This window comes from Gordonia paraffinivorans NBRC 108238 (genome assembly GCF_000344155.1).
GTDB lineage: Bacteria > Actinomycetota > Actinomycetes > Mycobacteriales > Mycobacteriaceae > Gordonia > Gordonia paraffinivorans.
In genome coordinates this window covers 39,053-64,142 of the sequence record NZ_BAOQ01000004.1, presented here as the reverse complement: position 1 = coordinate 64,142, position 25,090 = coordinate 39,053, and the positions used below count along the sequence as shown (strand labels likewise).

At 69.6% G+C, this 25,090-nt stretch carries 26 protein-coding genes and 1 pseudogene; 12 read left to right on the top strand and 15 right to left on the bottom strand.

From position 1 onward, the window contains the following. Position 1: 1 nt before the first annotated feature. Complete coding sequence (locus GP2_RS02950) at positions 2 to 400, top strand: hypothetical protein (RefSeq protein ID WP_006898977.1); 399 nt, start codon at positions 2 to 4, stop codon at positions 398 to 400. Between the two features lie 144 nt (positions 401 to 544). After that, entirely contained in the window at positions 545 to 1,093 is a 549-nt protein-coding gene (locus GP2_RS02945) for a C40 family peptidase (RefSeq protein ID WP_006898976.1), read from the top strand. Here the strand turns inward: GP2_RS02945 and GP2_RS02940 are convergent. Further along, positions 1,068 to 1,628: a hypothetical protein gene (locus GP2_RS02940; protein WP_040526289.1), complete on the bottom strand. Its 561-nt coding sequence runs from the start codon at positions 1,626 to 1,628 to the stop codon at positions 1,068 to 1,070. The two genes, GP2_RS02945 and GP2_RS02940, sit on opposite strands and share 26 nt — an antisense overlap. A 109-nt stretch (positions 1,629 to 1,737) precedes the next feature. Between GP2_RS02940 and GP2_RS02935 the strand changes: the two genes are divergently transcribed. Further along, the gene (locus tag GP2_RS02935) at positions 1,738 to 2,535 is read left to right on the top strand and encodes a VOC family protein (protein ID WP_006898974.1); all 798 of its coding nucleotides are present in this window, start codon (positions 1,738 to 1,740) and stop codon (positions 2,533 to 2,535) included. 67 nt (positions 2,536 to 2,602) lie between these two features. Here GP2_RS02935 and GP2_RS02930 read toward each other — a convergent pair whose 3' ends face one another. The 7 genes from GP2_RS02930 to GP2_RS02900 form a co-directional block, all read right to left on the bottom strand. Next, a complete protein-coding gene (locus tag GP2_RS02930) occupies positions 2,603 to 2,818 on the bottom strand; it encodes an Rv3202a family protein (RefSeq protein ID WP_040526288.1) in 216 nt (71 codons plus the stop codon). Between the two features lie 118 nt (positions 2,819 to 2,936). Continuing rightward, positions 2,937 to 3,449: a nuclear transport factor 2 family protein gene (locus GP2_RS02925; protein ID WP_006898973.1), complete on the bottom strand. Its 513-nt coding sequence runs from the start codon at positions 3,447 to 3,449 to the stop codon at positions 2,937 to 2,939. Positions 3,450 to 3,452: 3 nt separating this feature from the next. Then, entirely contained in the window at positions 3,453 to 4,316 is an 864-nt protein-coding gene (locus tag GP2_RS02920; RefSeq protein ID WP_040526296.1) for an LLM class F420-dependent oxidoreductase, read from the bottom strand. 5 nt (positions 4,317 to 4,321) lie between these two features. Further along, positions 4,322 to 5,161: an SDR family NAD(P)-dependent oxidoreductase gene (locus tag GP2_RS02915; RefSeq protein ID WP_006898971.1), complete on the bottom strand. Its 840-nt coding sequence runs from the start codon at positions 5,159 to 5,161 to the stop codon at positions 4,322 to 4,324. Continuing rightward, on the bottom strand, positions 5,148 to 6,242 hold the full coding sequence (gene dmpG, locus GP2_RS02910) for a 4-hydroxy-2-oxovalerate aldolase (protein WP_006898970.1): 1,095 nt from the start codon (positions 6,240 to 6,242) through the stop codon (positions 5,148 to 5,150). Before dmpG ends, GP2_RS02915 begins: the two co-directional genes overlap by 14 nt. Further along, complete coding sequence (locus GP2_RS02905; protein ID WP_006898969.1) at positions 6,239 to 7,144, bottom strand: acetaldehyde dehydrogenase (acetylating); 906 nt, start codon at positions 7,142 to 7,144, stop codon at positions 6,239 to 6,241. Before GP2_RS02905 ends, dmpG begins: the two co-directional genes overlap by 4 nt. 36 nt (positions 7,145 to 7,180) lie before the next feature. Further along, a complete protein-coding gene (locus GP2_RS02900; RefSeq protein WP_006898968.1) occupies positions 7,181 to 7,969 on the bottom strand; it encodes a 2-keto-4-pentenoate hydratase in 789 nt (262 codons plus the stop codon). Between the two features lie 353 nt (positions 7,970 to 8,322). On the opposite strand from GP2_RS02900, the gene GP2_RS02895 reads away from it, so the two are divergent. The 7 genes and pseudogenes from GP2_RS02895 (at position 8,323) to GP2_RS02870 (ending at position 14,769) form a co-directional block, all read left to right on the top strand. Continuing rightward, complete coding sequence (locus GP2_RS02895; protein WP_006898967.1) at positions 8,323 to 9,168, top strand: enoyl-CoA hydratase-related protein; 846 nt, start codon at positions 8,323 to 8,325, stop codon at positions 9,166 to 9,168. Next, on the top strand, positions 9,165 to 10,322 hold the full coding sequence (locus GP2_RS02890) for an acyl-CoA dehydrogenase family protein (protein WP_006898966.1): 1,158 nt from the start codon (positions 9,165 to 9,167) through the stop codon (positions 10,320 to 10,322). Before GP2_RS02895 ends, GP2_RS02890 begins: the two co-directional genes overlap by 4 nt. Next, entirely contained in the window at positions 10,319 to 11,401 is a 1,083-nt protein-coding gene (locus GP2_RS02885) for an acyl-CoA dehydrogenase family protein (RefSeq protein ID WP_006898965.1), read from the top strand. Before GP2_RS02890 ends, GP2_RS02885 begins: the two co-directional genes overlap by 4 nt. Next, a pseudogene (locus GP2_RS22040) lies at positions 11,383 to 11,484 on the top strand (steroid delta-isomerase); the annotation flags it as partial. The gene GP2_RS02885 and the pseudogene GP2_RS22040, both read left to right, overlap by 19 nt. A gap of 113 nt (positions 11,485 to 11,597) precedes the next feature. After that, positions 11,598 to 13,364 (top strand): 3-oxosteroid 1-dehydrogenase, encoded by a 1,767-nt coding sequence (gene kstD, locus GP2_RS02880; protein WP_006898964.1) that lies wholly within the window; start codon positions 11,598 to 11,600, stop codon positions 13,362 to 13,364. Positions 13,365 to 13,366: 2 nt separating this feature from the next. Then, positions 13,367 to 14,227, top strand: a complete 861-nt coding sequence (chsH3, locus tag GP2_RS02875) for an enoyl-CoA hydratase ChsH3 (protein ID WP_006898963.1) — start codon at positions 13,367 to 13,369, stop codon at positions 14,225 to 14,227. Positions 14,228 to 14,337: 110 nt separating this feature from the next. Beyond that, on the top strand, positions 14,338 to 14,769 hold the full coding sequence (locus tag GP2_RS02870) for a DUF6918 family protein (RefSeq protein ID WP_006898962.1): 432 nt from the start codon (positions 14,338 to 14,340) through the stop codon (positions 14,767 to 14,769). 25 nt (positions 14,770 to 14,794) lie between these two features. Here GP2_RS02870 and GP2_RS02865 read toward each other — a convergent pair whose 3' ends face one another. Further along, the gene (locus GP2_RS02865; protein ID WP_006898961.1) at positions 14,795 to 15,004 is read right to left on the bottom strand and encodes a hypothetical protein; all 210 of its coding nucleotides are present in this window, start codon (positions 15,002 to 15,004) and stop codon (positions 14,795 to 14,797) included. A 258-nt stretch (positions 15,005 to 15,262) separates the two neighbouring features. On the opposite strand from GP2_RS02865, the gene GP2_RS02860 reads away from it, so the two are divergent. Then, positions 15,263 to 16,999, top strand: coding sequence for an MFS transporter (locus GP2_RS02860; protein ID WP_006898960.1), 1,737 nt, complete (start codon positions 15,263 to 15,265; stop codon positions 16,997 to 16,999). 47 nt (positions 17,000 to 17,046) lie between these two features. Then, positions 17,047 to 18,330, top strand: coding sequence for an SLC13 family permease (locus GP2_RS02855; RefSeq protein WP_006898959.1), 1,284 nt, complete (start codon positions 17,047 to 17,049; stop codon positions 18,328 to 18,330). A gap of 12 nt (positions 18,331 to 18,342) precedes the next feature. Here the strand turns inward: GP2_RS02855 and GP2_RS02850 are convergent, their stop codons facing one another. The 6 genes from GP2_RS02850 to GP2_RS02825 all read right to left on the bottom strand — a co-directional run bounded on the left by GP2_RS02850 (position 18,343) and on the right by GP2_RS02825 (position 25,054). Further along, positions 18,343 to 19,974: an acyl-CoA synthetase gene (locus GP2_RS02850; protein ID WP_006898958.1), complete on the bottom strand. Its 1,632-nt coding sequence runs from the start codon at positions 19,972 to 19,974 to the stop codon at positions 18,343 to 18,345. Between the two features lie 82 nt (positions 19,975 to 20,056). Further along, complete coding sequence (locus GP2_RS02845) at positions 20,057 to 21,229, bottom strand: lipid-transfer protein (RefSeq protein ID WP_040526287.1); 1,173 nt, start codon at positions 21,227 to 21,229, stop codon at positions 20,057 to 20,059. Further along, on the bottom strand, positions 21,229 to 21,687 hold the full coding sequence (locus tag GP2_RS02840; RefSeq protein ID WP_006898956.1) for a MaoC family dehydratase: 459 nt from the start codon (positions 21,685 to 21,687) through the stop codon (positions 21,229 to 21,231). The genes GP2_RS02845 and GP2_RS02840 overlap by 1 nt, the downstream gene beginning before the upstream one ends. Continuing rightward, on the bottom strand, positions 21,684 to 22,778 hold the full coding sequence (locus GP2_RS02835) for a bifunctional MaoC family dehydratase N-terminal/OB-fold nucleic acid binding domain-containing protein (protein WP_169333992.1): 1,095 nt from the start codon (positions 22,776 to 22,778) through the stop codon (positions 21,684 to 21,686). Before GP2_RS02835 ends, GP2_RS02840 begins: the two co-directional genes overlap by 4 nt. Then, positions 22,775 to 23,938, bottom strand: coding sequence for an acyl-CoA dehydrogenase family protein (locus GP2_RS02830; RefSeq protein ID WP_006898954.1), 1,164 nt, complete (start codon positions 23,936 to 23,938; stop codon positions 22,775 to 22,777). The genes GP2_RS02835 and GP2_RS02830 overlap by 4 nt, the downstream gene beginning before the upstream one ends. Before the next feature lie 3 nt (positions 23,939 to 23,941). Then, entirely contained in the window at positions 23,942 to 25,054 is a 1,113-nt protein-coding gene (locus GP2_RS02825) for an acyl-CoA dehydrogenase family protein (RefSeq protein WP_006898953.1), read from the bottom strand. Between the last annotated feature and the right edge of the window lie 36 nt (positions 25,055 to 25,090).

Sequence of the window (25,090 nt, the reverse complement as noted above, 5' to 3'; positions counted from 1 at the left end):
GATGACCCGGGCCGCACCACGGACACGCGGATGGGCCAAGGCGCCGGATTTCAGCAACGATCCGGAGCGTGCGGCCCGGGTACACGCCGCGACGGAACGCGACCGCGAGCACTATCTCCGCGGCGGGATGCGCGAGATCGAGTGCCGCGCCTGTCACGCGTGCGTCCTGGTGAAGAAGACCAGCCCGTCCCACACGACGGTGCAGTGGAACGCCGATGCGCGCCGACGCTGCCACGGCCTCGACCAGATGCGCGCCGGCGGCGACGACGGCAACGGCCCGCTCCTGCCGGGCGCGATGATGCCGACGTGCGTCCGCCTGTCGGCGAGCATCGATCACGCGGTGGCAGAGGGGATCATTCCGGCGGAATCCCCCGAACACGACCCAGACGGCTATTGGTGAACGAGACGAATCGGCGATGATCGTCTGTAGCGATCGTTAATCGCATTAAGAGACATTTGTCCCAAACATCACATCGGTCACGCCTTCATCACACGTCGAAAACCACCGGCGACAGCCGGATGTGAATCCGCCAGTGTTTTCGGCATGTCCGTTTTGCGAACCCGCACAAGGCAGGTCACCTGCGCTGTCGCCCTGTCCGCCGCCTTGTCCGTGGGAGTTCCGTTCATCGGCACGCCGTTCACCGATACCGGGCAGGCCGCTGCTGCCGGCTCGAGCTCCGGTTCGAGCTCGGGCTCCAGTGACACGACCGGATCGGTGCCGATCCACCTCCCCATTCCGACTCCCGAAGGGATCACCGCACTCGGTGCGGCGATGACCCAGATCGGCAAGCCGTACCGCTGGGGCGGAACCGGCCCGCATTCGTGGGACTGCTCCGGTCTGGTCCAATGGGCGTTCTCGGTGGCCGGGGTGAAGCTCCCCCGTACCAGCCAGCAGCAGGCGAAGGTCGGTCACGCGATCCCGTTCTACGCGCTGGCGCCGGGCGACATCATCATCTTCCGGCGCGACGCCGGACACGTCGGGATCTACGCCGGGGCCGGGCGGGTGTTCAACGCCTACGGCACCGGCGTCCCGGTCGGCTTCACCAAGCTCAAGGACTTCGGCTACATCAAGACGATCCGTCGCCTGGGGTGAGTCGCCGCTCCGGCGCTCGCGGCCTGATCATCGACGCGATCGCCGACACGGCGACGACGATCAACCCGGCCGCGACGGCCACGGTCCCGATCAGCCCGTACCCCGGGTCCATCCGCGGCAGCTCGGAATCGAGCGCTCGGGCCACGCGATCGGTGAAGAGGTGGGCCGCCGGATCGGCCAGCACCATGGCCCCGGCCACCAGCGCCACCGCCGACGCCACCCCGATCACACCGATCGCCGCGGGACGGAGGCGCTCCCGCCACCATCCCAGCGCGGCGGCCACCGCGACGACGATGTCGGCGACCAGCACGGTGAGACCGGGACGATCGGTGTTGTCGGCGAAGAAGTAGGCCACGTCCTCGTCGCTCGCCCCCGGCACGGTGACGCGCCCGAGGCCGGTGATGGACGGCTGCACGCCCTCGTCGGTGCTTCCCCACTCCACCTGTGCGAACAGCACCAGGAGGAGTCCACCGGCGAGGGCGGCAGGCCACACCCACCTCCGCAGTCCCTCCACGAACTCCCGTTGCGTCGTCATGGCATCAAGGTTGCCATCCCGGCCCCTCGGCGATGAGTTTGCGAGACGCTCGATGTCTGCACTGTGACAGCACGTCGACATGACCACCGCACATCGAGAGGGACATGACATGGCCGACTACGCAGCACCATCCGGGGCCCCGATCTGGTTCGACCTGATGAGCAGCGACACCGCGAGGGCAGAACGGTTCTACGGCGAGATCTTCGGCTGGGAGGCCGAGGCGCCCGACGAGGAGATGGGCGGATATCGGAACTTCACCAGGAACGGCCGCCGCGTCGCGGGCCTGAGCCCGGTGATGGAGGGCGCGGGCGCACCGTCGGATGTCTGGTCGGTCTACCTGCACACCGAGGACGCCGAGGCCACCGCGCGGGCCGTCGAGGCGGCCGGTGGCAATGTCGTGTTCCCGCCGATGAAGATCGGCGAGGAGGGCACCATGCTGCTCGTCGCCGACGCCGCAGGAGCGGTCGTCGGCTTCTGGCAACCGGATCGGCACACCGGCTACTCCGAGTACGGCGTCCACGGCACGCCCTACTGGTTCGAGACCCATTCCAAGGACTACGCGAAATCGGTCGACTTCTACCGCGCGGTGCTCGGCGCGCGCATCGAGGAGGTGGGCACCGGCGGCGACCCGGACGCGGTGGGTCCCGACCGTTACGGTCAGATCTTCTTCGGCGAGATGTCCTACGCCGGGATCATGGACGCGGCCTCGATGTACCCGGCCGAGGTGCCGTCCTTCTGGCACGTGTACATCACCGTCGACGACGTCGCGGCGACGGTGCGCCAGGTGGAATCACTGGGCGGGGAGGTCGTCATGCCCGGCGAGCAGACGCCCTACGGCACCCTCGCCACCGTCAAGGACCCGATGGGCGCGCTGATCTGTCTGGGGCATCCGCCGGCCGGTATGTGACAAGCGGCAATCGGTAGAAATCGTTGGCGCACAGCGCCATCGATTTCTACCGAATGCCGCGAATGGGCTACTCGTCTACCGGCGGATAGTCGTCCGAGTCGTCGGAGCCGACCGGGATGGACTGTTCGACGAGGTCGGCGGGGTTCACCTCGAGGCCGGGTGTGGGGACCTCCTCGACGACGGGCGCCTCGGGGTCCAGATCGGACGGTTCGACCGGGATCGTCTGCTCGGCGACGTCCGCATCGTTGGCGGCATCGATGGTCCAGGGTTCCTCGGCTGCCATCACGACTCCTTCGGTGTGACTCCCTCGGTGCCGGGGGTCGGCACCATCGACGGCGAACCCGCCGTCCGGTGTGTCATCGATGGTAGGAGGCCCACGGCGGGCGTCAACCGCCTTCCTCTCACCTGCGGGGATCGTCCTCCAGGTCGACGCCGTGAGCGCCGGCGGCGAGGAGCCGGTGCGCCTCGGGGTTCCCGTCCAGCGCTCGGCTCGTGCGTCGCGCGACCTTCCAGCCGTCGTCCGTCCGGACGAACCGCCAGTGGTGTGCGGTGGCGCGCAGGACTCGGAAGCCCTTGCCCTCGGCGGCGAGCACGAGCAGCGAGTGACTGGCGGCGAGGGCCTCGTCACCGTGCAGGTTCACGTGGACCGCGCCCTGCAGGTGGGTGCACCCGCGCCGGATCAACCCCTGATGGGCGTCCGAGCGGACCATCGCGACGATGTCGTCGCGGCCCTGCATGTACAGGCCGTCGACGTCGTAGACGCCGTCGGGCGTCCAGAGCCCGGCGACCGCGTCGGCGTCACCGCTGTCGACGAGGGGGCCGTAGGCGGTGACGAGCCGGGTGATCTCCCGCTCGTCGGCGAGTGTCCGCACGGTCGCCTCGAGCGCGGCGAGTCTCTGCTCGACGGTGTCCACCTCTCACCTCTCCCCGGTCGGTTTCAGCCCGGCCAGGTCGGCGAGCCGTCGCAGCTTGTCGACGTGGTCGCCGGCCGAGTCCGCGCGGATCGTCACGCCGATGATCGTGGCACCCGCCCGCCGCGTCTTCTCGAGCACGGCGGCGGTGGCCTGTTCGTCGGTGGGATCGAGCGGCCCGGCCGGCAACACCACCTCGAAATCGTCGGGCGGCGACACCGAGTCGAGCATCTCGGCCAACTGCCCGCGCCCCAGGCCGAACGGCACCCATCCGTCGCCGAGTTCGACGGCACGTCGCAGCGACCGCCTGGTTCGCCCGCCCACCCAGATCGGCACGTGCGGCTGCACCGCGTGCGGTTCGACGAGCATCCCGCCGTACCGGTACGCGGAACCCTCATATGCGGGCTCGGGCACCGACAACGACGCGCGCAACGCCCGGAGGGCGTCGTCGGCCAGGGCACCGCGACCGGCGAACTCGGCGCCGAGCAACTCGAATTCCTCACGGAGGGAACCGACCCCGACGCCCAGCGTGAGTCGTCCACCGCTGATGGTGTCGAGGGTGCCGTAGCGCTTGGCGATCTCCAGCGGATGGTGGTAGCCGAGCACCAGAACCTGCGTGACGAACCGGATTCGCCGGGTGCGCGCGGCCAGGAAACCGAAGGTCGACAGCGGGTCCCAGTAGGTGCCGCCGCGTTGTGCGGCGACCCCGGTGGGCACGGCGACGTGTTCGCTGCAGGTCAGGTACTCGAAGCCGAGTTCCTCTGCGGCAACCGCGATGTCGGCCAGTTCGGCGATTCCCGCGCTCGCCTCCCAACCGCCGGCGACGCCGGGCAGCCGGGTGACGATCGGGCTGGTGAGGCCGAGGCGCAGAGAACTCAACGAGCAGCGTCCTCCTTCTGCGGGAACAGCTTCGCCATCGCCTCGTGCTGGGCGAGGATCAGGCCCCGGCGGTCGGGGCCGTTGATCTTCTCGGCGCGCCGCGCGTTGCCGCCGGCGATCCAGACCGGACCGTCGGCGAGGTGCGCGAGCCCCTCCCGTGCGACGTCGTCGGGTTCGTCGGCCTTGAACGCTCCGCCGAAGTTCAGCCCGGCACGTTCCATCGCCGGGGTGCGCGTGACGCCGAGGACGAGTTCGAGGACGTCGACCCCGTGCTCCCTCAGTTCCAGCCACAGCGACTCGGCGAAGACCCGCCCGAAGGCCTTGACCCCGCCGTAGACCGACAGGTGACGACCACCGAGGTAGCCGCTCATCGAGCCGACCAGCAGCAGCCCGCCCCGTCCCCGATCCCTCAACCGGCGGCCGAAATGCTGGACGAGCGCGAGTTGCGCGGTGATGTTGAGGTCGATGACCTTCTGGAATCCCGCGAGGTCGCCGTCGACGAAGTCGGCGCCGTAGGTGTTGGCCCCGGCGTTGTAGATCAGGAGACCGACGTCGAGACCCTCGGTCGCCGAGACGATCTCATCGATCGCCGCCAGCTCGGTCAGGTCGAGCGAGAGGGTCACTGCCTGCACTCCCCTGGCCCGTACCGCCTCCGCGGTCTCCTGCAGGGGTCCCGGCTTGCGGGCGAGGAGCACGACGTTGATGCCGGCGTCGGCGAGCTGGTGGGCGAACGACGCACCCACCCCTTCCGAACCGCCGGCGATCACCGCCCACGGGCCGTACCTGCCCGGATCGAACCCCGTCGACTCCCCCGACGTGAGCTCAGACCCCGGCATTCGCGTCTTGCTTCTTCTTCAGCTCGAGCGCGATGTCGATGAGCTGGTCCTCCTGGCCGCCGACCAGCTTGCGGTTGCCGGCCTCGATGAGGATGTCCGCCGCGGAGACGCCGTACCGCTCCGCGTGGCTCTCGGCGTGCTTGAGGAACGAGCTGTAGCAGCCCGCGTAGCCCATCATCATCGACGGACGGTCGACCAGGCACTCGGTCGGCATCGCCGGACGGACGACGTCCTGCGCCGCGTCGGCGATCTTCATGAAGTCGATGCCGGTCTTGATGCCGAGCTTGTCGCACACGCCGACGAGGGCCTCGGTCGGGGTGTTGCCCGCACCGGCGCCGAAGCGGCGGACCGAACCGTCGATCTGCTGGGCGCCCGCGCGGATCGCGTGGATGGAGTTGGCGATCGCGATGTCGAGGTTCTCGTGGCCGTGGAAGCCGATCTGCGCGTCGTCGCCGAGCTCGGCACGCAGCGCCTCCACCCGCAGTGTCACGTCCTCGAGGACGAGGGCGCCCGCGGAGTCGACGACGTAGACGCACTGGCAGCCGGCGTCGGCCATGATGCGGCCCTGCTTGGCGATGACCTCCGGCGGCTGGCTGTGGCTCATCATCAGGAAGCCGACGGTCTCGAGGCCGAGGTCGCGGGCGAGGCCGAAGTGCTGGATCGACACGTCCGCCTCGGTGCAGTGGGTGGCGATGCGGCAGATCTGGCCGCCGTTGTCCTGCGCGGCGCGGATGTCGTCCTTGGTGCCGAGGCCCGGGAGCATGAGGAAGGCGATCTTGGCGCGCTTGGCGGTGTCCGCCGCGGCCGCGATGAGCTGCTGCTCCGGGGTCTTGGAGAAGCCGTAGTTGAACGACGAGCCGCCGAGTCCGTCACCGTGGGTCACCTCGATGACCGGCACGCCGGCCTCGTCGAGGGCGCCGACGATCGCGCGCACCTCTTCCTCGGTGAACTGGTGCCGCTTGTGGTGGCTGCCGTCGCGCAGCGAGGAGTCGGTGACGCGGATGTCGAGTTCGTCGGAGAACTTGCGCGCGTTCGCCATCAGCTTCGGGTCGTGCTGCCTGGGGGCGACGTTGGTGCTCATGCGGGGACTCCCAACTTCTTCTTGGCGAGTTCTTCGCCGACCTTGGTGGCGGCGGCGGTCATGATGTCGAGGTTTCCGGCGTAGGGCGGCAGGAAGTCTCCCGCGCCCTCGACCTCCACGAAGATGGACACGCGGGCGAAACCGCCGTTGATGACGCTCGGCGGGTCGAACTGCGGCTCCTGCAGCAGCCGGTAACCCGGCACGTACTCCTGGATCTCCTTCTCCCGCTTGTGGATCGACTCGGCGATCGCGTCGGTGTCGGCATCCTCGGGGATCGCGCAGAAGATGGTGTCGCGCATGATCATCGGCGGGTCGGCCGGGTTCAGGATGATGATGGCCTTGCCGCGGTCGGCACCGCCGATCGTCTCGATGCCCTTCGACGTGGTGCGGGTGAACTCGTCGATGTTCGCGCGGGTGCCCGGACCCGCCGACACGGATGCGACCGATGCGACGATCTCCGCGTACGGAACCGGGACGACCGAACTGACCGCGTGCACCATCGGGATGGTGGCCTGACCGCCGCACGTGATCATGTTGGTGTTGGGGGCGTCGAGGTGCTCACGCAGGTTCGCCGGCGGGACCACTGCGGGTCCGACCGCGGCCGGGGTGAGGTCGATGGCGGTGATCCCCGCCGCCTCGTACTTGGGCGCGTACTCGCGGTGCACGTAGGCCGAGGTCGCCTCGAAGATGAGGTCGGGCTTCTCCTGCGAGGCGAGGAGTTCGTCCGCGCCGCCGCTCATGGTGATGAGGCCGTGGTCGGCGGCGCGCTTCATCCCCTCGGAGTCGGGATCGATACCGACCATCCATCGCGGATCGATGACCTCCGAACGCTCCAGCTTGTACATCAGATCGGTGCCGATGTTGCCCGATCCGATGATCGCCGCGGTCAGCTTTGCCGCCACGTGAACCCTCCTTGTGCTCGTGAAAAGTCTGGTGAATCAGGTGAAATCGAGAGTGACCGAGCCGAGTCCGGCGAACTCGGCGACGAAGTGGTCCCCGGCGGCGATGTCGATGGCCCGCGTCGCGGTGCCCGGCAGGATGACGTCGCCCTTGCGCAGCCGCACCCCGAAGCCGTCGACCTTGCGCGCCAGCCACGACACCGCGTTGAGCGGATGACCCAGCACCGCCGAGGAGTTGCCATTCGCGACGATCTCGCCGTTGCGGTGCAGCACCGCGTCGATGTCGCCGGTGTCGATCTCGCTGATCGGCACACGCTCCTTACCGAGGATCCAGCCGCACGACGACGCGTTGTCGGCGATCGTGTCGCACAGGGTGATCTTCCAGTCCTTGATGCGCGAGTCGATGAGCTCGATCGCCGGGACCACCCACTCGACCGCCGCGATGACGTCCTCGTTGGTGCACCCCTCGCCCGGCAGGTCCTCGCCGAGGATGTACCCGACCTCGACCTCGACGCGCGGGAAGCACAGCGTCTTCGCGTCGATAGGGGTGTCCTCGAAGTACTGCATCTCGTCGAGGAGGTGCCCGTAGTCGGGCTCGTCGACCCCCATCATCTTCTGCATCGCCTCGGAGGCGAGGCCGACCTTGTGCCCGGCCACCTTCGCGCCGGCGTCGAGCCGCTTGCGGATGTTGATCAGCTGGATCTCGTAAGCGTCGACCACGTCGAGGTCGGGATGGGTGTCGGTGGGACGGTCGATCGCCGTCGCCGTCTGCTCCGCGTTCCACAGATCTGCGGCGATCTGCTCTCGAACCTGCTGGTCAACCGCCATGGATTCCTCGCCTTCCGAAAGTGAACGTGTTCTAGTTTAGAACAGGTTCCAGTATTGCGACACCGGCTGTCCGCCGACCGGGTCGTCGATCCCCCGTGATTGCACTACGACGCCCCCGCACGCCGGGACCGAAAGCCCGGTCGGCCACGCCGTCGAACAACCACCCCTCCTGCTGTCTGCATCCGCCGCCCTACGGCCGGTGCCGATCGCCTTCCGCCGCACAGGAGCGCCGCAGTGATCCCCGGCGAGCGGACCCTTCCAACTCAGCGGGTGACCGATCCCCGCCGGCACGGACGTCCCAGCCAGCGGTCGAATCGGATACGGCCCAGCATCCGCTCTTGTACGTTCGGCGCATGACCACCGAAGGAACAACCAACCCCTCCGCGTCCGGGTCGGGTCCGACCCGGACGACCTCCGCCGAGGCCGACGGTCCGGCCATTCTCACCTCGTTCACCGACGGCGTGGCGCGACTGACCCTGACCAACCCCCGGCGCAAGAACGCGATCAACCTCGAGATGGCCGCGGCCATCGAGGAGTTCTGCGATCGGGTCGCCGACGACGCGAGCGTCGGCGTGGTCGTCGTCGACGCCGCGGGGCAGTACTTCTGCAGTGGGGCCGACACCCGCGACCTGGCCAGCTCGTCGGCCGACCCGGCCTCGCCGGAGGCGGTCGCGCGGACGTCGGCGGTGTACGGCGCATTCGTCCGTGTCGGAAGCCTGCCCGTACCGACCATCTCCGTCGTGATCGGCGGCGCGGTGGGTGCCGGACTGAACCTGGCCATGGCGACCGACATCATGGTGACCACCCCCGACGCCGTGCTCGACAGCGGCTTCCTGACACGCAGCATCCACCCCGGCGGAGGCCATCTCTCCCTGCTCGGACGAGCGGTCGGCTGGTCCGCCACGATCGCGCTGGCGGCGTGCGGGCAGAGCCTGACCGGCGAGCAGGCCGTGGCGCGCGGGCTCGCCTACGCCGCGGCACCGGCGGAGGAGCTGCCGGCACTCGTCGACGGGCTGACCGGACCGGCCGCCCGCGACCCCGAGCTGACCCGGCGGGTCATGACCAGCGCCCGCCTCGAGCTCGGCCCGCCGGCGGTCAGCTGGGCCTCGGCGCTCGAGATCGAGCGCGGCGTGCAGATGTGGTCGATGTCGCGGAAGGGCAAGCAGGCCTGGTCTTCCCGGGGGCCGGAGCGCAGATGACGGGCACCATCACCGAGACCCGGGCCGTCACCCGCGACGACCTGGAGGCATTGCGCGCCGACGTCCGAGCCTTCCTGCGCGACGAGATCGATCGCGGCGCCTTCGAGCCCGATGTCGACAGCTGGATGACCGGTTTCGACCCGGAGTTCAGCCGGAGGCTCGGCGAGCGCGGTTGGCTCGGGATGACCATCCCGCAGGCCTACGGCGGCCGGGGGCGCACCGCGACGGAGCGGTTCGTGATCACCGAGGAGTTGCTCGCCCACGGGGCCCCGGTGGCCGCGCACTGGATCGCCGACCGGCAGATGGCGCCGGGCATCCTCGCCAACGGCACCGAGGAGCAGAAGCAGCGCTATCTGCCCGGGATCGCGGCCGGGACGTCGTTCTTCGCGATCGGCATGAGCGAGCCGGACGCCGGCTCCGACCTCGCCGCGGTCCGGACCCGCGCCGTCGCGGGCGGCGACTCCTGGACGATCAGCGGCACCAAGGTGTGGACGACGGGTGCGCATCTCGCCCACGCGATGGTGCTGCTCGCGCGCACCGACGGTCGCCCGGAGGACCGGCACGAGGGTCTGTCCCAGCTCGTCATCGACCTCCCCCACCCCGACATCGAGATCCGTCCGCTGGAGAGCATCGACGGGCAGGCCCACTTCAACGAGGTCATCTTCCACGACGCGGTCGTCGACTCGTCGGCTCTGCTGGGCGAGCGCGGAAAGGGATGGTCGCAGGTGATGCGCGAGCTGGCCTTCGAGCGTTCCGGACCCGAGCGCTACCTCAGCACGATGCCGTTGCTGCGCGCCTGGGCCGACGAACTGCGCACGCACGGCGCGACGGAGGAACAGCGCGTGACGCTGGGCACGCTCACCGCGCGCGCCTGGGCGCTGCGGTCGATGTCGCTGCAGGTGGCCGACGAGCTGTCGGCCGGGCGGCGCCCCGATGTCCTGGCCGCCATGGTGAAGGACCTGGGCTCGACGTTCGAGGGCGACCTGGTCGACGCGATCCGCAGCTCCTCGGGAGTTGCGGCACGGTGCTCCGGCGGTTCGCGCATGGAGCGTCTGATGGCCCAGAGCGTCCTGCACACACCGGCTTTCACGCTGCGCGGCGGCACCAACGAGATCTTGCGCGGGATCGTGGCGCGCGGCTTGGGGATTCGATGAGCGAGATGTCGGCGGACCTGGTGTCCGCAGTGCGTTCGATGATCGAGCGGATCGAGATCGACACCCGGACACCGGCCGAGCACACCGACGACGCGCTGTGGGAGGCGCTGCGTGAGTCGGGTTTCACCTCGATCGACGTCCCGGAAGCGGCCGGAGGGCACGGCGGCGACACCGCGGACGCGATGTCCGTGCTCACGACGATCACCGAGAGCGGGGCGCTGGTCCCCTACGCCGAACACGCGATGCTGGCCGCGTGGCTGGCCGGCTCCGCCGGCCACGAACTCCCGGACGCGACCGCGACGATCGCGGTCGCCGACGCGGACCTCGCCCTCGATGCCGACGGCGAGCAGGCGTACGTCACCGGCGTCCTGCGCGACGTCGTCCACGTCTCGGCGGCGTCGGTGGTCGTGGCCCTGGTACCCGGCGACGGCGATCGCCCCGCACAGGTGGCGACGCTCCCGCTCGATCACCCCGGTGTGTCGGTGAGCGCCGGGGCCGACCTCCTCGGGGCGTCGATCGGCGACGTGACGCTCGACCGGGTCCCGGCGATCGGGGTCGCCGAGACCCCCGTCGACGCCGAGCGACTGCGCGAGCGGGGCGCCCTCGTCTACGCGGCGGCGCTCGCCGCCGCGGCGCGCGCAGTGTGCGACCGGACGGTGCAGTACGCATCGGAGCGTGTGCAGTTCGGCCGTCCGCTCACCAAGTTCCAGGCCGTGCAGCAGAGACTCGCCACGCTGGCCGCGCTGGCGACCATGATGGAGGTCGCCTCGTCGCGGGCCGTCGCCGCCGGCGACGGCAACCCGGTCCTCGCGGAGGTCTCGACCGCCGTCGCCAAGGTGGTGACCTCGCTCTACGGCCACGCCGTCGCCGCGGCCGGCCATCAGATCCACGGCGCGATCGGGTTCACCTCCGAGCATTCGCTGGGCCGGTTCACCACCGCGCTGTGGACGTGGCGCGACCGCCACGGCACCGAGCGCGAATGGGCCTCCGCCCTTGCCGGACGCATCCTGGACGACGGACTCGACCCGTGGGACCTGATCACCGGCACCGTCGACGACGCGAACCGATCGACGTCATGACCTTCGACGAGGACGGGCTCATCACCTCGATGCGGGCGTTCTGGTCTCCGGCCGACGTCGCGGTGACCCAGGGCGACCGGTGAGGGGCCGCCGCTCGCCGGTACCCATGACCTCCCACCCTGGCGGTCCATTTCTGTAACGTGTTCTAATTCAGGGAGTAGAACACGTTACAGCTGCGTCGCACGAAGGGGACCCCATGGCCGGCTCGACCGATCCACAGCAGACCAGCCCAGAGCAGACCGGCACCGCACCGGAGACCTACGACGTCGTCGTCGTGGGCGCGGGCGGCGCCGGCATGAGCGCCGCGATCACCGCGGCCCGCAAGGGCCTGAAGACCGTCCTGATCGAGAAGTCGCCCTACTGGGGCGGCTCGACCTCGCGCTCGGGCGGCGGTGTGTGGATCCCGAACAACTCGGTGCTGCGCCGCGACGGCGTCGTCGACTCGCCGGAGAAGGCCCGCGAGTACGTGCACGCGATCATCGGCGAGCACGCGCCCGCCGACCGCATCGACGCCTACATCGACCGCGGACCCGAGGCGCTCGATTTCCTGATGAAGTACGCGCCCCTCGACCTCGAGTGGGTCAAGGGCTACTCCGACTACTACCCGGAGGCGCCCGGCGGCCGGCTCGAGGGCCGTTCGGTGGAGCCGCGTCCGTTCGACGCGCGCCGCCTCGGCGACGACCTGAAGACCCTGCACCCGCAGTACACCAAGGCGCCGCTGAACATGGTCGTGCTGCAGTCGGACTACCGCTGGCTCAACACCGGCCTGCGCCACTGGCGCGGCCCGCTGCGCATGGCCAAGGTCGGCGGCAGGTTCTTCTGGGCCCGCAGCCGGGGCAAGAAGCTCATCGCGATGGGCGCCGCGCTCGCCGCCGAACTCCTCATCGGGGTCCGCGAGGCCGGCGTGCCGCTGCGCCTGAACACCGGTCTGGTCGACCTGATCACCGAGGACGACCGGGTGGTCGGCGTGATCGCCGAGTCCGACGGCCGCCAGTTCGAGATCCGCGCCCGCCACGGCGTGATCCTGGCCTGCGGCGGCTTCGAGCACAACGCGGAGATGCGCAAGAAATACCAGCGCGAGCCCATCGGCTCCGAGTGGACCACCGGCGCGCCGAGCAACACCGGCGACGGCATCAACGCCGGCCTCAAGGTCGGCGCCGCGGTCTCGCTCATGGACGACGCCTGGTGGGGTCCGACGATCCCGCTGCCGCGCGGCCCCTGGTTCGCGTTGTCGGAGCGTTCGGTTCCGGGCACGTTCATCGTCAACCTGCGCGGCAAGCGCTACATGAACGAGTCGCTGCCCTACGTGGAGGCGGTGCACCACATGTACGGCGGCGAGTTCGGACACGGCGAGGGCCCCGGCGAGAACGTGCCGTCGTGGCTGATCTTCGACCAGCGGTGCCGCAACCGGTATCTGTTCGCCGGGATCAACGCCCGTCAGCCGTTGCCCAAGAAGTGGTTCGACTCGGGTGTGGTCGTCAAGGCCGGCAGCATCCGCGAGCTCGCGGAGAAGATCGGCGTGCCCGCCGACGAACTCGAGGCGACCACCGAGCGCTTCAACGGCTTCGCCCGCTCTGGCGTCGACGAGGACTTCCACCGCGGCGAGAGCGGCTACGACCACTACTACGGCGACATCACCAACAAGCCGAACCCCAGCCTGGGCGAGGTCTCCAAGCCGCCGTTCTACGCGGTGAAGATGGTGCCGGGCGACCTCGGCACCAAGGGCGGCATCAACGCCGACGCCGCCGGCCGCGCACTGCGCGCCGACGGCTCGGTCATCGAGGGCCTCTACGCCGCAGGCAACACCAGCGCCCCGGTGATGGGCCACACCTACGCCGGCCCGGGCGCGACCATCGGACCCGCGATGGTCTTCGGGTACCTCGCCGCCTCCGACATCGCCGAGAAGGCCACCGCCGGCGACGAGAACCGCACGCCGGCCACGACACCGCAGACAGGAGCCTGAGAATGCCGATCGATCCCGCCGTCGCCGTCGGAGCCGAGCTGCCCGAGGTCTCGTTCGAGTGGTCGGCGTCGGATGTCGCGCTCTACCACCTCGCGGTGGGCGCGGCCGCCGACCCGATGGACGCCAGTGGCCTTGCCTACGTGCACGATTCCGACCCCAAGGTGCTGCCGTCGTTCGCGACGGTGGCCGCGTCGTTCCACGCGACCGAGCCGCCCAAGGTCTCCTTCCCGGGCATCGACATCGACCTGGCGAAGGTCGTCCACGGCAGCCAGCGAATCACCGCTCACCGGCCGCTGCCGCCGAGCGGCAAGGCCACCACGCGGACCCGCATCGCCGAGGTCCAGGACAAGGGCTCGGCGGCGGTGATCATCCAGGAGTCGGTGACCACCGACGACTCCGGACAGACCCTGTGGACCGCGCGATCGTCGATCTTCGCCAAGGGCGAGGGCGGATTCGGCGGCGAGCGAGGGCAGTCGGAGAAGGTCGCCTACCCAGAGCGCGAACCCGACCACCGCCTGACGGTGCCGACCCTGCCGAACCAGGCGCTGCTGTACCGCCTCTGCGGCGACCGCAACCCGCTGCACTCGGATCCCGAGTTCGCGAAGCGGGCCGGGTTCCCGCGACCGATCCTGCACGGCCTGTGCACGTACGGATCGGTGTGCCGCGCGATCGTCGACGAGCTGCTCGACGGCGACGTCACCGCGGTGGCCGACTTCTCGGCGAGCTTCGCCGGGGTCGTCTTCCCGGGCGAGACCCTGCAGGTCGACGTGTGGGAGGACGGATCGCGCCTGCTGGCCACCGCGAGCGTCGTGGAACGGGAGGGCGCGAAGGCCCTCGCCAATGTGGTGTGCGCGCGTAGCTGACGCGCCCGCGGCGGCCGCGTTGCGCGGTCACCGGGGGCCAGTACTCTGTCCACGCGGTCCGGCAATCGGGCCGCGTGGACCACTACGTCGCATATCCCCAAGGAGACCGCATGAGCGATTCGCTGACGCCCCTTCTCGCCGACAACCGCAGCGCCCTGGTGACCGACCTGGTCGGTGTCATCGACGCGGAGGTTGCCGACCAGTCGGGACTGAGCGGCGCCGCTGTGAAGACCGCGTACGCCGCGGTCCAGAAGGTGAAGCCGAACGTGGTGCACAGCGCCACGGATGTGCTGGCCGAGGACTTCCTGACGGCCCTGGCGCCGTTCTGGGACTCGAAGCCGGCGGGGGTCTCCTTCGCCGATCACCTCTCGGCCAACGGCGACGCCGCGGCCGAGGCGCTGCTGGCGGTCACCGACGCCCAGGCCGACACCGCACGTCCGGCACTGGCGAAGGCCTACAACTCGCTGCGCGGCAAGGCCAAGAACTATGTGGTCGCCGCCCTGCCGCGAGTGGGCGCAACCATCGAGAAGCACGCCCTCTGACGTGCGCCGGTCGCGTCGTCGGCGATCAGACCGCCGACGACGCGATCACCACGAGTGCCACGACCACGCCGATGAGCGCCGCGAGCATCGACAGCACTCGCCAGACGTGCACGCGGGCCGGTGACATCTCGACACGGTCCGATGTGGTCGGGGTCGCGCCGGTGCCCGACGCAACCGGACTCGACACCGCAGTGGTGGACGCGACGGAATTCGACGCGATGTGGGGTGAGGCCATGACCTGTCACCACTTTCGATTGTCCGGGGCCGACTTCGACCATTGCGGTCTGCAGTCCAAGGATCGGTTCGATCTGCGATCTCGCACTGGCAGGCGGGATCTGGGCTTCGCCCGGAATTGGTACTGCAGTGACAAATGTGTCACAAGTTACCCCGGATACGAAGTCTCCCGCCGGGCGTGTCGCGACAACGCAACCACGACGAGACGGCCGGCAGGACTGCCTCCCCACGCACTCCTCCCCGAGACCAGGAGCGGATCATGAAACTGCCGATCGGCGTCCGGATGGATTGGCGCTCCTCCTGGTTGGTCCTCATCGCCTGCCTGTCGGTGAGCATGGTGGTCGCCGCGATGGCGGCCCTCAACACGGCGCTGCCGGACATCGCGATCGACACCGGCGCCGACGCCGGCCAGATGACCTGGATCGTGGACGGTTACACCCTCGCGCTCGCCGCGCTGCTGCTCCCCGCGGGCGCGATCGGCGACCGTCTGGGGCGCCGCGAGGTCCTGATCGTCGGGCTCGTGCTGTTCGGCGTCGCGTCGCTGGCCGCGATCTGGGTGAACGGGCCCGAACAACTGATCCTCACGCGCTGCCTGGCCGGTGCGGCCGCCGCGCTGATCATGCCGACGACGTTGTCGCTCATCACCTCCGGCATGCCCGACGGGCAGCGCGCACTCGGCATCAGCATCTGGTCGGCCATCGCCGGCGGCGGCGCGATCGCCGGCTTCCTCGTCACCGGCCTGCTCCTGGAGTTCTTCTCCTGGCACTCGATCTTCATCACCTTCGCCGCCTCGTCGGCGGTGTCGGCGGTTCTCTGCTTCACCATCGGCACGAGCAAGGACAGCGATCCCGGCCGCTTCGACATCCCGGGCAGCCTGTGCTCGGTCCTCGCCGTCACCGGCATCGTCTTCGGCCTGCTCGAGGCCCCCCACCGCGGATGGGACGACGCCCTCGTGCTGATCTGCCTGATCGGCGGAATCCTGCTGGGCGTGTTGTTCGTCGTGGTCGAGCTGCGTTCGGCCTCGCCGCTTTTCGACATCCGCCTGATGCGCAACCGCGCGTTCGGCTCGGGGTCGCTGTCGGTGGCGGTGCAGTTCCTCGCCTCGTTCGGCATGTTCTACCTCGTGCTCCAGCTGCTGCAGCTGGTCTTCGGGTACTCGCCGCTGCAGTCCGCCCTCGCGCTCATGCCGTTCGTCGTCGGGGTCGGCGTCTTCGCGATGCTGTCCAACTGGCTGGCCGTGCGGCTCGACTCGCTGAAGTTCGTGATCGCCGGCGGCGCGCTGTTGTGCGGCATCGGCCTGACCCTTCTCGGCCTCATCCAGGTGGACGGCTACTGGACGCTGGCGGGGATCCTGTCGGTCATCGCCATTGGCATCGGGTTCTCGTCCGCCCCGGCGACCACCGCGATCATGTCCAACACCCCGCTCGACAACCAGGGCGTCGGCTCGGCGGTCAACGACACCGCGCGCGAGATCGGCGCGGCCATCGGCATTGCGATCGCCGGCTCGATGGTGGCCGCCGGGTACAAGGCCCGGATCGGCCCGACCGCCGACCTCGCGCGCGAACAGCTCACCGCCTACGGCCAACAGCAGATCGCGGCCGGCGACGTCGCCGGCGGCGAGGCCACCATCGCGCAGGCACAGCAGGCCGCCACGCACATCGAACGCTCCCTCGCCGAGGCGCGTGTCGTGGTCGACAACCTCTCCGGCCGGTCGCAGGAACTCGCCGACCGGATCGCCGACGGCAGCCAGTCCGCCTTCGACGTCCCGTTCGAGCACGCCTCGCTGATCCTCGGCGGCATCATGCTCGCCAGTGCCGCCGTCCTGTTGTGGCTCACTCCCCGCCGCGTCGTCGAGGGGCCGGTGTACATCGAGCGGTCCTACGTCGAGTCCGACGAGTACGAGTCCGGCGACGACGGGACCGGCGACGACGGGCACAGCGGCCGCGAGCACGATCTCGACGACACCTCGAGTCGAGGACTGTCCACCCGGGACTGACCTCCCCTGACCGGGCAACCCGCGCACTCGCGCGTAATCTGTCTGCGGTGCTCACCACGGACAGCGTCGCAGGATGCCTCGTCGGCGTCGTCGCGCTCCTCGTGGTCATCGCCGCAACTCTTGCCGCGCAGCGGGTCCCGGCCGTCGCGGTGGCCGCACCGGTCGCCGCGCTCCTCGTCGCCCTCGGCCTGACCGACCTCGATTCCGCGGTCGACGAGGTCCTCGCCATGGCACCGACGATCGGCTTCCTGGCCGCGATGCTGGTGATCGCCGAGGTGTGCGCCCGGGAGGGGGTCTTCCGCTGGGTCGGGTCGGTCCTGGCCGGTTGGAGCCGGTCCTCACCACGCCGCCTGCTCCGCATCGTGTTCGTCGTGGCCGCGGTGACCACCGCGATCCTAAGTCTCGACACGACGATCGTGCTGCTGACCCCGGTCGCGGTGGCCACGGCCCGTCACATCGGCGCCCGGGTCACGCCGATCGCGTTCTCGAGTGCGCACCTGGCCAACACCGCGTCGACGCTGATGCCGGTGTCGAACCTGACCAATCTGCTGGCGTTCTCGGCCACCGGCCTGAGTTTTCTCGGCTTCACCGGGCTGATGCTGGCGCCGTGGGTCGTCGGGATCGCCGTCGAATACCTGATCTTCCGGTGGTTCTTCGCCGACGCGCTGCGGGAGGCGGCACCGTCCGACGTCCCGGCGTCCGGGACGCCTGAGGCCGAACCCGCACCGGTCCATCGACCCGGTCTCCTGCTCGTTGCGCTGGGCCTGCTGCTCGTCGCTTTCGTGATCGCCGAGCCGTTCGGCGTGCCGCTCGCAGCGGTCGCCGGCGTCGGCGCGGTGGTGTTCGCGCTGCCCGGGCTGATCCGTTCGCCGCTGCCGGCGCTCCGCGACGCGGCGGTCGCGGCGAACATCCCGTTCCTCGGCTTCGTCGCCGCGTTGAGCGTCGTGATCCTGCCGGTGCGCAACGGCCCGCTCGGCGACTGGATCGGCCGACTGATCCCGTCGTCGTCCACGCTGCTCGGCATTCTCGTCGTCGCCCTGGTGGCCGCGGCACTGGCCAACCTGGTCAACAATCTCCCGGCGACGCTGTTGCTGATCCCGCTCGTCGCCCACGACCCGGGCCTCGTCCTGGCGATGCTTCTCGGGGTGAACATCGGGCCGAACCTGGCCTACTTCGGCTCGCTGGCGAACCTGCTGTGGCGCGAGATCATGCACAAGAACACCGCCGCCCCCACGTCACGGGAGTACCTGCGCCTGGGGGCGCTGACGGTTCCCGTGACGCTGGGGGCGGCGGTGCTCGCGTTGTGGGCGGGGTTGTCGGTCGCTCGCTGAGGAGCGGGCCGGTCAGACCGCCGTGCTCTCCTTCGCCGCCTCGGCCTTCGCCCAGCGGTAGTCGGCCTTGCCGGCCGGGGTGCGCTTGACCTCGTCGACGAAGACCACGGTGCGCGGGACCTTGTAGCGGGCCAGGTCGGCCCGGCAGTGTTCCTGGATGTCCTCCAGCGACGGCTCCTCGGCGCCCTCGGCGAGCGCGATCACCGCGGCGACCCGCTGGCCGTACTTCTCGTCGGGCACCGGGACCACCAGGGCGTCGGCGATGGCCGGGTGTGCGTGCAGGACGGCCTCGACCTCCTCGGCGTAGACCTTCTCGCCGCCGGTGTTGATGCACTGGGAACCGCGGCCCAGGAAGACGATCGAGCCGTCGGCCTCGACGGTGCCCATATCGCCCAGGATCGAGATGCGGGTCCCGTCGGGCAGGGTCGGGAAGGTCTTGGCGGTCTTCTCCGGGTCCTTGTAGTAGCCGAGCGGCACGTTGCCGATGCGGGCGATGTAGCCGACCTCGCCCGAGCCGGGCGCGATCTTGTTGAGCTTCTCGTCAACGACCATCATCTTGTCGGTCGGCGGCACCTTCAGGTGGCCGTTCTCGTCCATCATGATCTCGCCGTCGTTGCCCGACTCCGAGGCGCCGAAGTTGTCGCGCAGCACCAGATCCGGCTTCACCGCGAGCATGCGGTCGCGCACGTGCTGCGACCAGATCGCACCGCCGGAGGTGATGGAGAACATCGACGACAGATCAACCTCGTCCTTGCGCTTCTCCATCTCCTCGACGAGCGGCAGGCCCATGGCGTCGCCGACGATGAGGACGATGTTGACCTTCTCCTTCTCGACCTCGGTGACGATGGCGGCCGGGTCGAAGTCGCGCTGGATCACCAGGCGCCCGCCCAGGGTGAAGAAGGTGAACAGCGAGTACGACGCCGCGCCGTGCATGAGCGGGGCCGCGAGCAGGAAGGCGATCGACGGGAAGTCCTTGACCGCCGTGCCGATCTCCTCGAGGTCCTTGCGCGCCTCGCCGTACGGGTTGCCGCCGGACAGCGGCTTGCGGAAGAAGTCGTCGTGCTGCCACATGACGCCCTTGGGATAACCCGTGGTGCCGCCGGTGTAGAGCAGGTACAGCTCCTCGCCGTTGCGCGGCTCGAAGTCGCGGTGGTCCGGCTTGGCCTCGTAGTCGGAGAACGACACGACCTCGACGAGCCGGCCGCCGGGCAGGTCGGCGACCGCCTGATGCAGCTCGTCGACGATCTCGCCGATCACGAACACCGTCCGGACCGTCGGGACGTCCGCGAGTATCGCGGCGACGCTGCGCTGGTGCTCGGGGAGCTCGACGATGATCGCGCGCGAATCGGAGTTGTCGAAGATGTACTGCAGCTCGGCGTTGGTGTAGCGGTAGTTGACGTTGACCGGCACCGCGCGGATCTTGAGCAGGCCGAGAAGGCTGGTCACGTGCTCGACGCTGTTCTTCAGGAACAGCGCCACGTTGTCGAAGGCGCCGATCCCGTTGTCGGAGAGGAGGTGCGCGACCTGGTTCGAGAGCTTGTCGAGCTCGGCGTAGCTGATCTGGCGACCCTGGTAGCTGAGCGCGATCCGCTCGGGCACCGAATCGGCGACGGTTTCGAAGACGTCGGCGAGGTTGAACTTCATCGTGCGCGCTCCTCGTTTTCAAGAGTGTTCATGGACAGATGTGGCTGGATGGATTCGATGGGGACCGGACGGGCGGACGTGCTCATGCGGTGAGCACCAATCCGCTTGTCGGGACGCCGGTACCGGCGGTGACGACGACCTTCTCGGCGTCGTCGACCTGGTTGACCGAGTCGCCGCGGATCTGGCGGACCGCCTCGGCGATGCCGTTCATCCCGTGGATGTAGGCCTCGCCGAGCTGTCCGCCGTGGGTGTTCAGCGGGAGCCGTCCGCCCACCTCCAGGGCTCCGGGCGCGCGCACGAAGTCCTTGGCCTCCCCGCGGGCGCAGAAGCCGAGCTCCTCGAGCTGGATGAGGGTGTACGGGGTGAAGTGGTCGTAGAGGATCGCCATGTCCATGTCGTCGGGCCCGAGGCCGGACTGCGACCACAGCTGACGACCGACGAGACCCATCTCGGGCAGCGCCGCCAGCTCCTCCCGGTAGTAGCTGGTCATGATGTACTGGTCGGCCGCCGAACCCGCTGCCGCCGCGGCGATCACCGCGGGCTTGTGCGGCAGGTCCTTGGCCCGCTCGGCCGAGGTGATCACCAGTGCGACACCGCCGTCGGATTCCTGGCAGCAGTCGAGGAGGTGGAGCGGCTCGGCGATGTAGCGCGAGTTCTGGTGATCCTCCAGCGTGATCGGCTTGCCGTAGAAGAAGGCATCGGGGTTGTTGGCCGCATGCTTGCGGTCGACGACGGCGATACGGCCGAAGTCCTCGCTGGTGGCGCCGTAGTCGTGCATGTACCGCTGCGCGATCATCGCGACGAACGCCGCCGGCGTCGACAGCCCGTGCGGATAGCTGAAGGCGTTCTCCGTGCCCGAGGAGTTCTCCTGGTTGGCGACCGCCGAATTCACCTGCCCGAACCGGAGTCCCGACCGCTCGTTGAACGCACGGTAGGCGACCACCACGTCGGCGACCCCGGTCGCGACGGCCATCGCCGCCTGCTGGACGGTGGCGCACGCCGCGCCGCCGCCGTAGTGGATGCGCGAGAAATAGGTCAGCTCCGGGATGCCGACGGCACGCGCGACCGAGATCTCGCTGTTGGTGTCCATCGTGAAGGTGACCAGCCCGTCGACGTCGGCCGGCGTGAGGCCCGCGTCGGCGATGGCCGCCTGCACCGCCTCTGCGGCCAGTCGCAGTTCGCTGCGTCCGGAGTCCTTGGAGAACTCGGTGGCGCCGATGCCGACGATCGCCGCCTGTCCCGAGAGCGTGCCCATCACCGACCCTCCCCTTCTGCCGAATCCTGCTCCGTCGAATCGTGCGCGCCGTCGCCGACGGTGAGAGTGACGGTCGAGATCACGTGCTTGCCCAGCGAATTGGTGCCGGTGACCGCGACGGTGACGAGCCCGTCATCGGCGACCTCGGTGACCTCGCCGGCGAACGTGACCGTGTCGTAGGCGTACCAGGGCACGCCGAGCTTGAGCGCGATCGAGCGGATTCGGGCGTACGGGCCGGCCCAGTCGGTGACGAACCGTTCGACCAGCCCGGTGTCGGTCAGGATGTTGACGAAGATGTCCTTGGACCCCTTCGCCTGGGCGAGGTCGCGATCGTGGTGGACGTCCTGGAAGTCGCGGGTGGCCAGCGCGGTGGCCACGACGAAGGTCGGCGTGGCCTCGATCGTCAACGGCGGCAACGTGGTCCCGACCGCGATCGGTGTTGCGGCGATACCGGTCATCGGTCCGTCCCCTCGCTCGATCCGGCCGGCTCCCACGCGTAGAGCGTCCATGCCTCCGTGCCCGCGTCCTCGTCCGCGGGGAAATCGAGGAACGTGACCCGCACCGGCATGCCGATCGACACCTCCTCCGGTTCGACGCCGCGCAGCTCGCCGAGCATCCGCACGCCTTCGTCGAGTTCGACGAGGGCCACGACGAACGGCAGCTGCCGCCCGGGCACCTTGGGTGCCCGGTGGACGACGTAGCTGTATACCGTCCCTGTTCCGGCCGCGACGACGTAATCGGTCTCGGGGACCGTGCCGTCGGGCTGCCGCGGCTTCCACGTCGCCGGGACCGGCGGGTGGCGCAGGGCGCCCTCGCCGTCGCGCTGGATGCGTAACTCGTGGGCCTTGACGCCCTCCCAGAAGAAGGCGGTGTCCCGCGAGACGCTCGGCTTGAGCATCCGCGACGGGTCCAGGTCGTCGGGAACCCGCGCACCCTGTTGTGCGACGGCTGTATTCGACTCGCCGCTCTTGGCCGGGGGCCGGAACTTGAGGATGCGGAACCGCATTTCGGCGACCACCTCGTCTGCGCCGTCTTCTCCGACCACGGACCAGACGTTTCGGGTGGTGAAGAACCAACCCTCACCGAGTGCGGTGTTCTTGGGACCGACGACCTCGACGAGCTCGGCCGACAGCGAGACCTCCTCGCCCGGGCGGGTGTAGCGGTGGTAGACGGTGTCGCAGTTGGTCGCGACGACCGAGGTGAACCCGGCCTCGTCGAACAGCTGCGACGCGCGGCCGAGCGGGTCGTCGGCGGTGCGGACGCCGTGGAGCCCGCGCATGGTCCACACCTGCGCCATCGCCGGCGGTGCGACGATCCCGGGGTGCCCGGCCGCGCGTGCGGCCTCCTCGTCGACGTAGATGGGATTGGTGTCCCCCATCGCCTCGACCCAGTTGTTGATCATCGGCTGGTTGATCGGGTCGCGGCCGCGCACGGGCGCGCTGGGACCTGCGTCCATGATCGCCTGTGCCGCAGCGCGGATCGCGTCGTCGTCGGACAGGCCGGTCGTGTCGGGCGCGGTCACCTCGCCCCTCTCCTGCGTGGTGCTCATCGCTTGGCCCTCGGCAGTCCCAGGCCGGCGGTGGCGATCATGTCGCGCATGACCTCGTTGACGCCGCCGCCGAAGGTGATGACGACGTGGCGCTTCTGCTGGACGTCGAGCCAGTCGACGAGGGCAGCGGTCTCGGGATCGGTGAAATCGCCGTAGCGCCCGACGATCTCGTTGGCCATGCGGCACACCGCCTGGATCCGTTCGGTGGCGAACACCTTCGTCGCCGCGGCGTCGGCCATCGAGATCGCCTCCCCGGTGGACGCGACCTGCCAGTTGAGCAGCTCGTTGATGCGGCCGTAGGCGTCGATGGTGGCCAGCGCGCGACGCACGTCGGGCTGCTTGGCGATGACCGTGCCGTCGGGACCCGGGCGCTGTGCCCACGCACGCAGCCGCGCGGCGAGCCCCTCGATGCGGCCGGCCGGTCCGAGCATCACGCGCTCGTGGTTGAGCTGGGTGGTGATCAGCTTCCAGCCGTCGCCTTCCTCGCCCACGCGCATCGACACCGGGACCTTGACGTCGTTGTAGTAGGTGGCATTGACGTGGTGCGCACCGTCGGCGGTGATGATCGGGGTCCAGCTGAACCCGGGATCGGTGGTGTCGACGATGAGGATCGAGATGCCCTTGTGCTTGGGCGCGTCCTTGTCGGTCCGCACGGCCAGCCAGATGTAGTCGGCGTCGTGGCCGCCGGTGGTGAAGATCTTCTGTCCGTTGACGACGTAGTGGTCGCCCTCGCGGACAGCGGTCGTGGTCAGCGACGCGAGATCGGTGCCCGCCGACGGCTCGGTGTAGCCGATCGCGAAGTGGACGTCTCCGGCGAGGATCGCGGGCAGGAACTTCCGCTTCTGCTCCTCGGTGCCGTGAACCTGCAGGGTCGGGCCGACGGTCTGCAGCGTCACCGACGGCAGGGGCACGTCGGCGCGGACCGCCTCGTTGGTGAAGATCTGCTGTTCGATCTCACCGAATCCCTTGCCGCCGAACTCCTTCGGCCAGCCGACGCCGAGCCAGCCGTCGTCGCCCATGCGCTTGATGATCTTGCGGTAGGTGGGGCCATGCCGCTCGGTGAGCATGACCTTCGCCTCCTCGGGACTGACGAGGTCGGCGAAGTACTCGCGGAGTTCGGCGCGCAGCGCCCGCTGTTCTGGTGTCAGGTCGATGAACATCTCTCACCCCTGTCCGGCCGCCGAGGCAGCGGCCTCGGTGATGTCGGCGAGTTCGTCGAGTCGCACGGCCGATCCGCCCACCAGGCGGGCGAGGTCCTTGGCGACGGAGAAGTAGCGGTGCAGCGGGTAGGTGATGTCGACACCGATCCCGCCGTGCAGGTGGGTCATCGTGCGCAGGGTCGGCGGCACCTCCTCCGCCAACCAGTAGGCGGCGATGCCGAGATCCGTTGCGGCGTCGAGCCCCTCGGAAAGCCGCCAGGCCGCGGCGGTGGTGGACAGCTCGATCGAGCGGCCGACGACGTAGATGTCGGCGAGCTGCTGGCCGACCGCCTGGAACAGCGCGATGGGCTTGCCGAACTGCTCGCGGGTGGAGACATGGTCGGCGGTCAGGCGGGTCGCCCCGGCCACCAGGCCGTCGCCGTAGGCGCAGAGGGCCAGTCGGAAGCGGTCCCGCAGCGGTGCGAGGTCGCGGCCGACGACGTCGGCGTCGTCGATCGCGACGTCGTCGAACGTCACCGTGTACTCGCCCCATCCGCTCGAGGTGGGCGTCCGCGTGAGGGTGACGCCCTCGGCGGCCGGATCGACCGCGACGACGCCCGCGTCGGTCGTGACCAGCAGGACCGACGCCCCGTCGGCGTGCAGGACGCCGACCTTGGTGCCGTTGAGGCGTCCGTCGTGGATGCCGGCCTTCGGCGTCGCGGTCAGGGCGTCGCCGTGCTCGCCGATGGCCACCGCAGCCCAGCGGCCGCCGGTGATCTTCTCACCCCACCGCTGCCAGACCTCGGGCTCGGCCTTCGCCAGGACCAGCGCGGCGGCCAGGGTGCCGAGTGCCGGGGTGACGGCCGCGGACCGGCCCATCCGGCGCAACAGCGGCAGCAGTCCGGCCTCGTCGACCTCGTCGCCGTCGGCCGAGGGCGGAAGCGGGAGCACCAGCAGGCCCGATTCGACGAGCGCCTGCCAGGTCTCGGCGTCGAAGCCGCCCGCCTGATCACTCCCCGGCCGGTCGTCGGACCCTCGTTTGCCGAAGGTCGACTCCCAGTCGGGTTGCCGGCGTGCGAACACCTCGTCGGCGACGTCGCGAACCGCGATCGCCGTAGCGTCCAGGGCAAAGTCCACCCTGCGTCTCCTCCATGTGCGGGCAACAGAACTAGA

Bases quoted from the DNA above. Each gene is read 5' to 3' on its own strand.
- GP2_RS02895 (WP_006898967.1), top strand. From the start codon at position 8,323: ATGACCACCGAAGGAACAACCAACCCCTCCGCGTCCGGGTCGGGTCCG.
- GP2_RS02930 (WP_040526288.1), bottom strand. From the start codon at position 2,818: ATGGCAGCCGAGGAACCCTGGACCATCGATGCCGCCAACGATGCGGAC.
- GP2_RS02885 (WP_006898965.1), top strand. From the start codon at position 10,319: ATGAGCGAGATGTCGGCGGACCTGGTGTCCGCAGTGCGTTCGATGATC.
- GP2_RS02860 (WP_006898960.1), top strand. From the start codon at position 15,263: ATGAAACTGCCGATCGGCGTCCGGATGGATTGGCGCTCCTCCTGGTTG.
- GP2_RS02870 (WP_006898962.1), top strand. From the start codon at position 14,338: ATGAGCGATTCGCTGACGCCCCTTCTCGCCGACAACCGCAGCGCCCTG.
- GP2_RS02830 (WP_006898954.1), bottom strand. From the start codon at position 23,938: ATGTTCATCGACCTGACACCAGAACAGCGGGCGCTGCGCGCCGAACTC.
- chsH3 (WP_006898963.1), top strand. From the start codon at position 13,367: ATGCCGATCGATCCCGCCGTCGCCGTCGGAGCCGAGCTGCCCGAGGTC.
- GP2_RS02935 (WP_006898974.1), top strand. From the start codon at position 1,738: ATGGCCGACTACGCAGCACCATCCGGGGCCCCGATCTGGTTCGACCTG.
- GP2_RS02915 (WP_006898971.1), bottom strand. From the start codon at position 5,161: ATGCCGGGGTCTGAGCTCACGTCGGGGGAGTCGACGGGGTTCGATCCG.
- GP2_RS02865 (WP_006898961.1), bottom strand. From the start codon at position 15,004: ATGGCCTCACCCCACATCGCGTCGAATTCCGTCGCGTCCACCACTGCG.
- GP2_RS02945 (WP_006898976.1), top strand. From the start codon at position 545: ATGTCCGTTTTGCGAACCCGCACAAGGCAGGTCACCTGCGCTGTCGCC.
- GP2_RS02940 (WP_040526289.1), bottom strand. From the start codon at position 1,628: ATGACGACGCAACGGGAGTTCGTGGAGGGACTGCGGAGGTGGGTGTGG.
- GP2_RS02890 (WP_006898966.1), top strand. From the start codon at position 9,165: ATGACGGGCACCATCACCGAGACCCGGGCCGTCACCCGCGACGACCTG.
- GP2_RS02835 (WP_169333992.1), bottom strand. From the start codon at position 22,778: ATGAGCACCACGCAGGAGAGGGGCGAGGTGACCGCGCCCGACACGACC.
- GP2_RS02840 (WP_006898956.1), bottom strand. From the start codon at position 21,687: ATGACCGGTATCGCCGCAACACCGATCGCGGTCGGGACCACGTTGCCG.
- kstD (WP_006898964.1), top strand. From the start codon at position 11,598: ATGGCCGGCTCGACCGATCCACAGCAGACCAGCCCAGAGCAGACCGGC.
- dmpG (WP_006898970.1), bottom strand. From the start codon at position 6,242: ATGAGCACCAACGTCGCCCCCAGGCAGCACGACCCGAAGCTGATGGCG.
- GP2_RS02850 (WP_006898958.1), bottom strand. From the start codon at position 19,974: ATGAAGTTCAACCTCGCCGACGTCTTCGAAACCGTCGCCGATTCGGTG.
- GP2_RS02950 (WP_006898977.1), top strand. From the start codon at position 2: ATGACCCGGGCCGCACCACGGACACGCGGATGGGCCAAGGCGCCGGAT.
- GP2_RS02900 (WP_006898968.1), bottom strand. From the start codon at position 7,969: ATGGCGGTTGACCAGCAGGTTCGAGAGCAGATCGCCGCAGATCTGTGG.
- GP2_RS02845 (WP_040526287.1), bottom strand. From the start codon at position 21,229: ATGGGCACGCTCTCGGGACAGGCGGCGATCGTCGGCATCGGCGCCACC.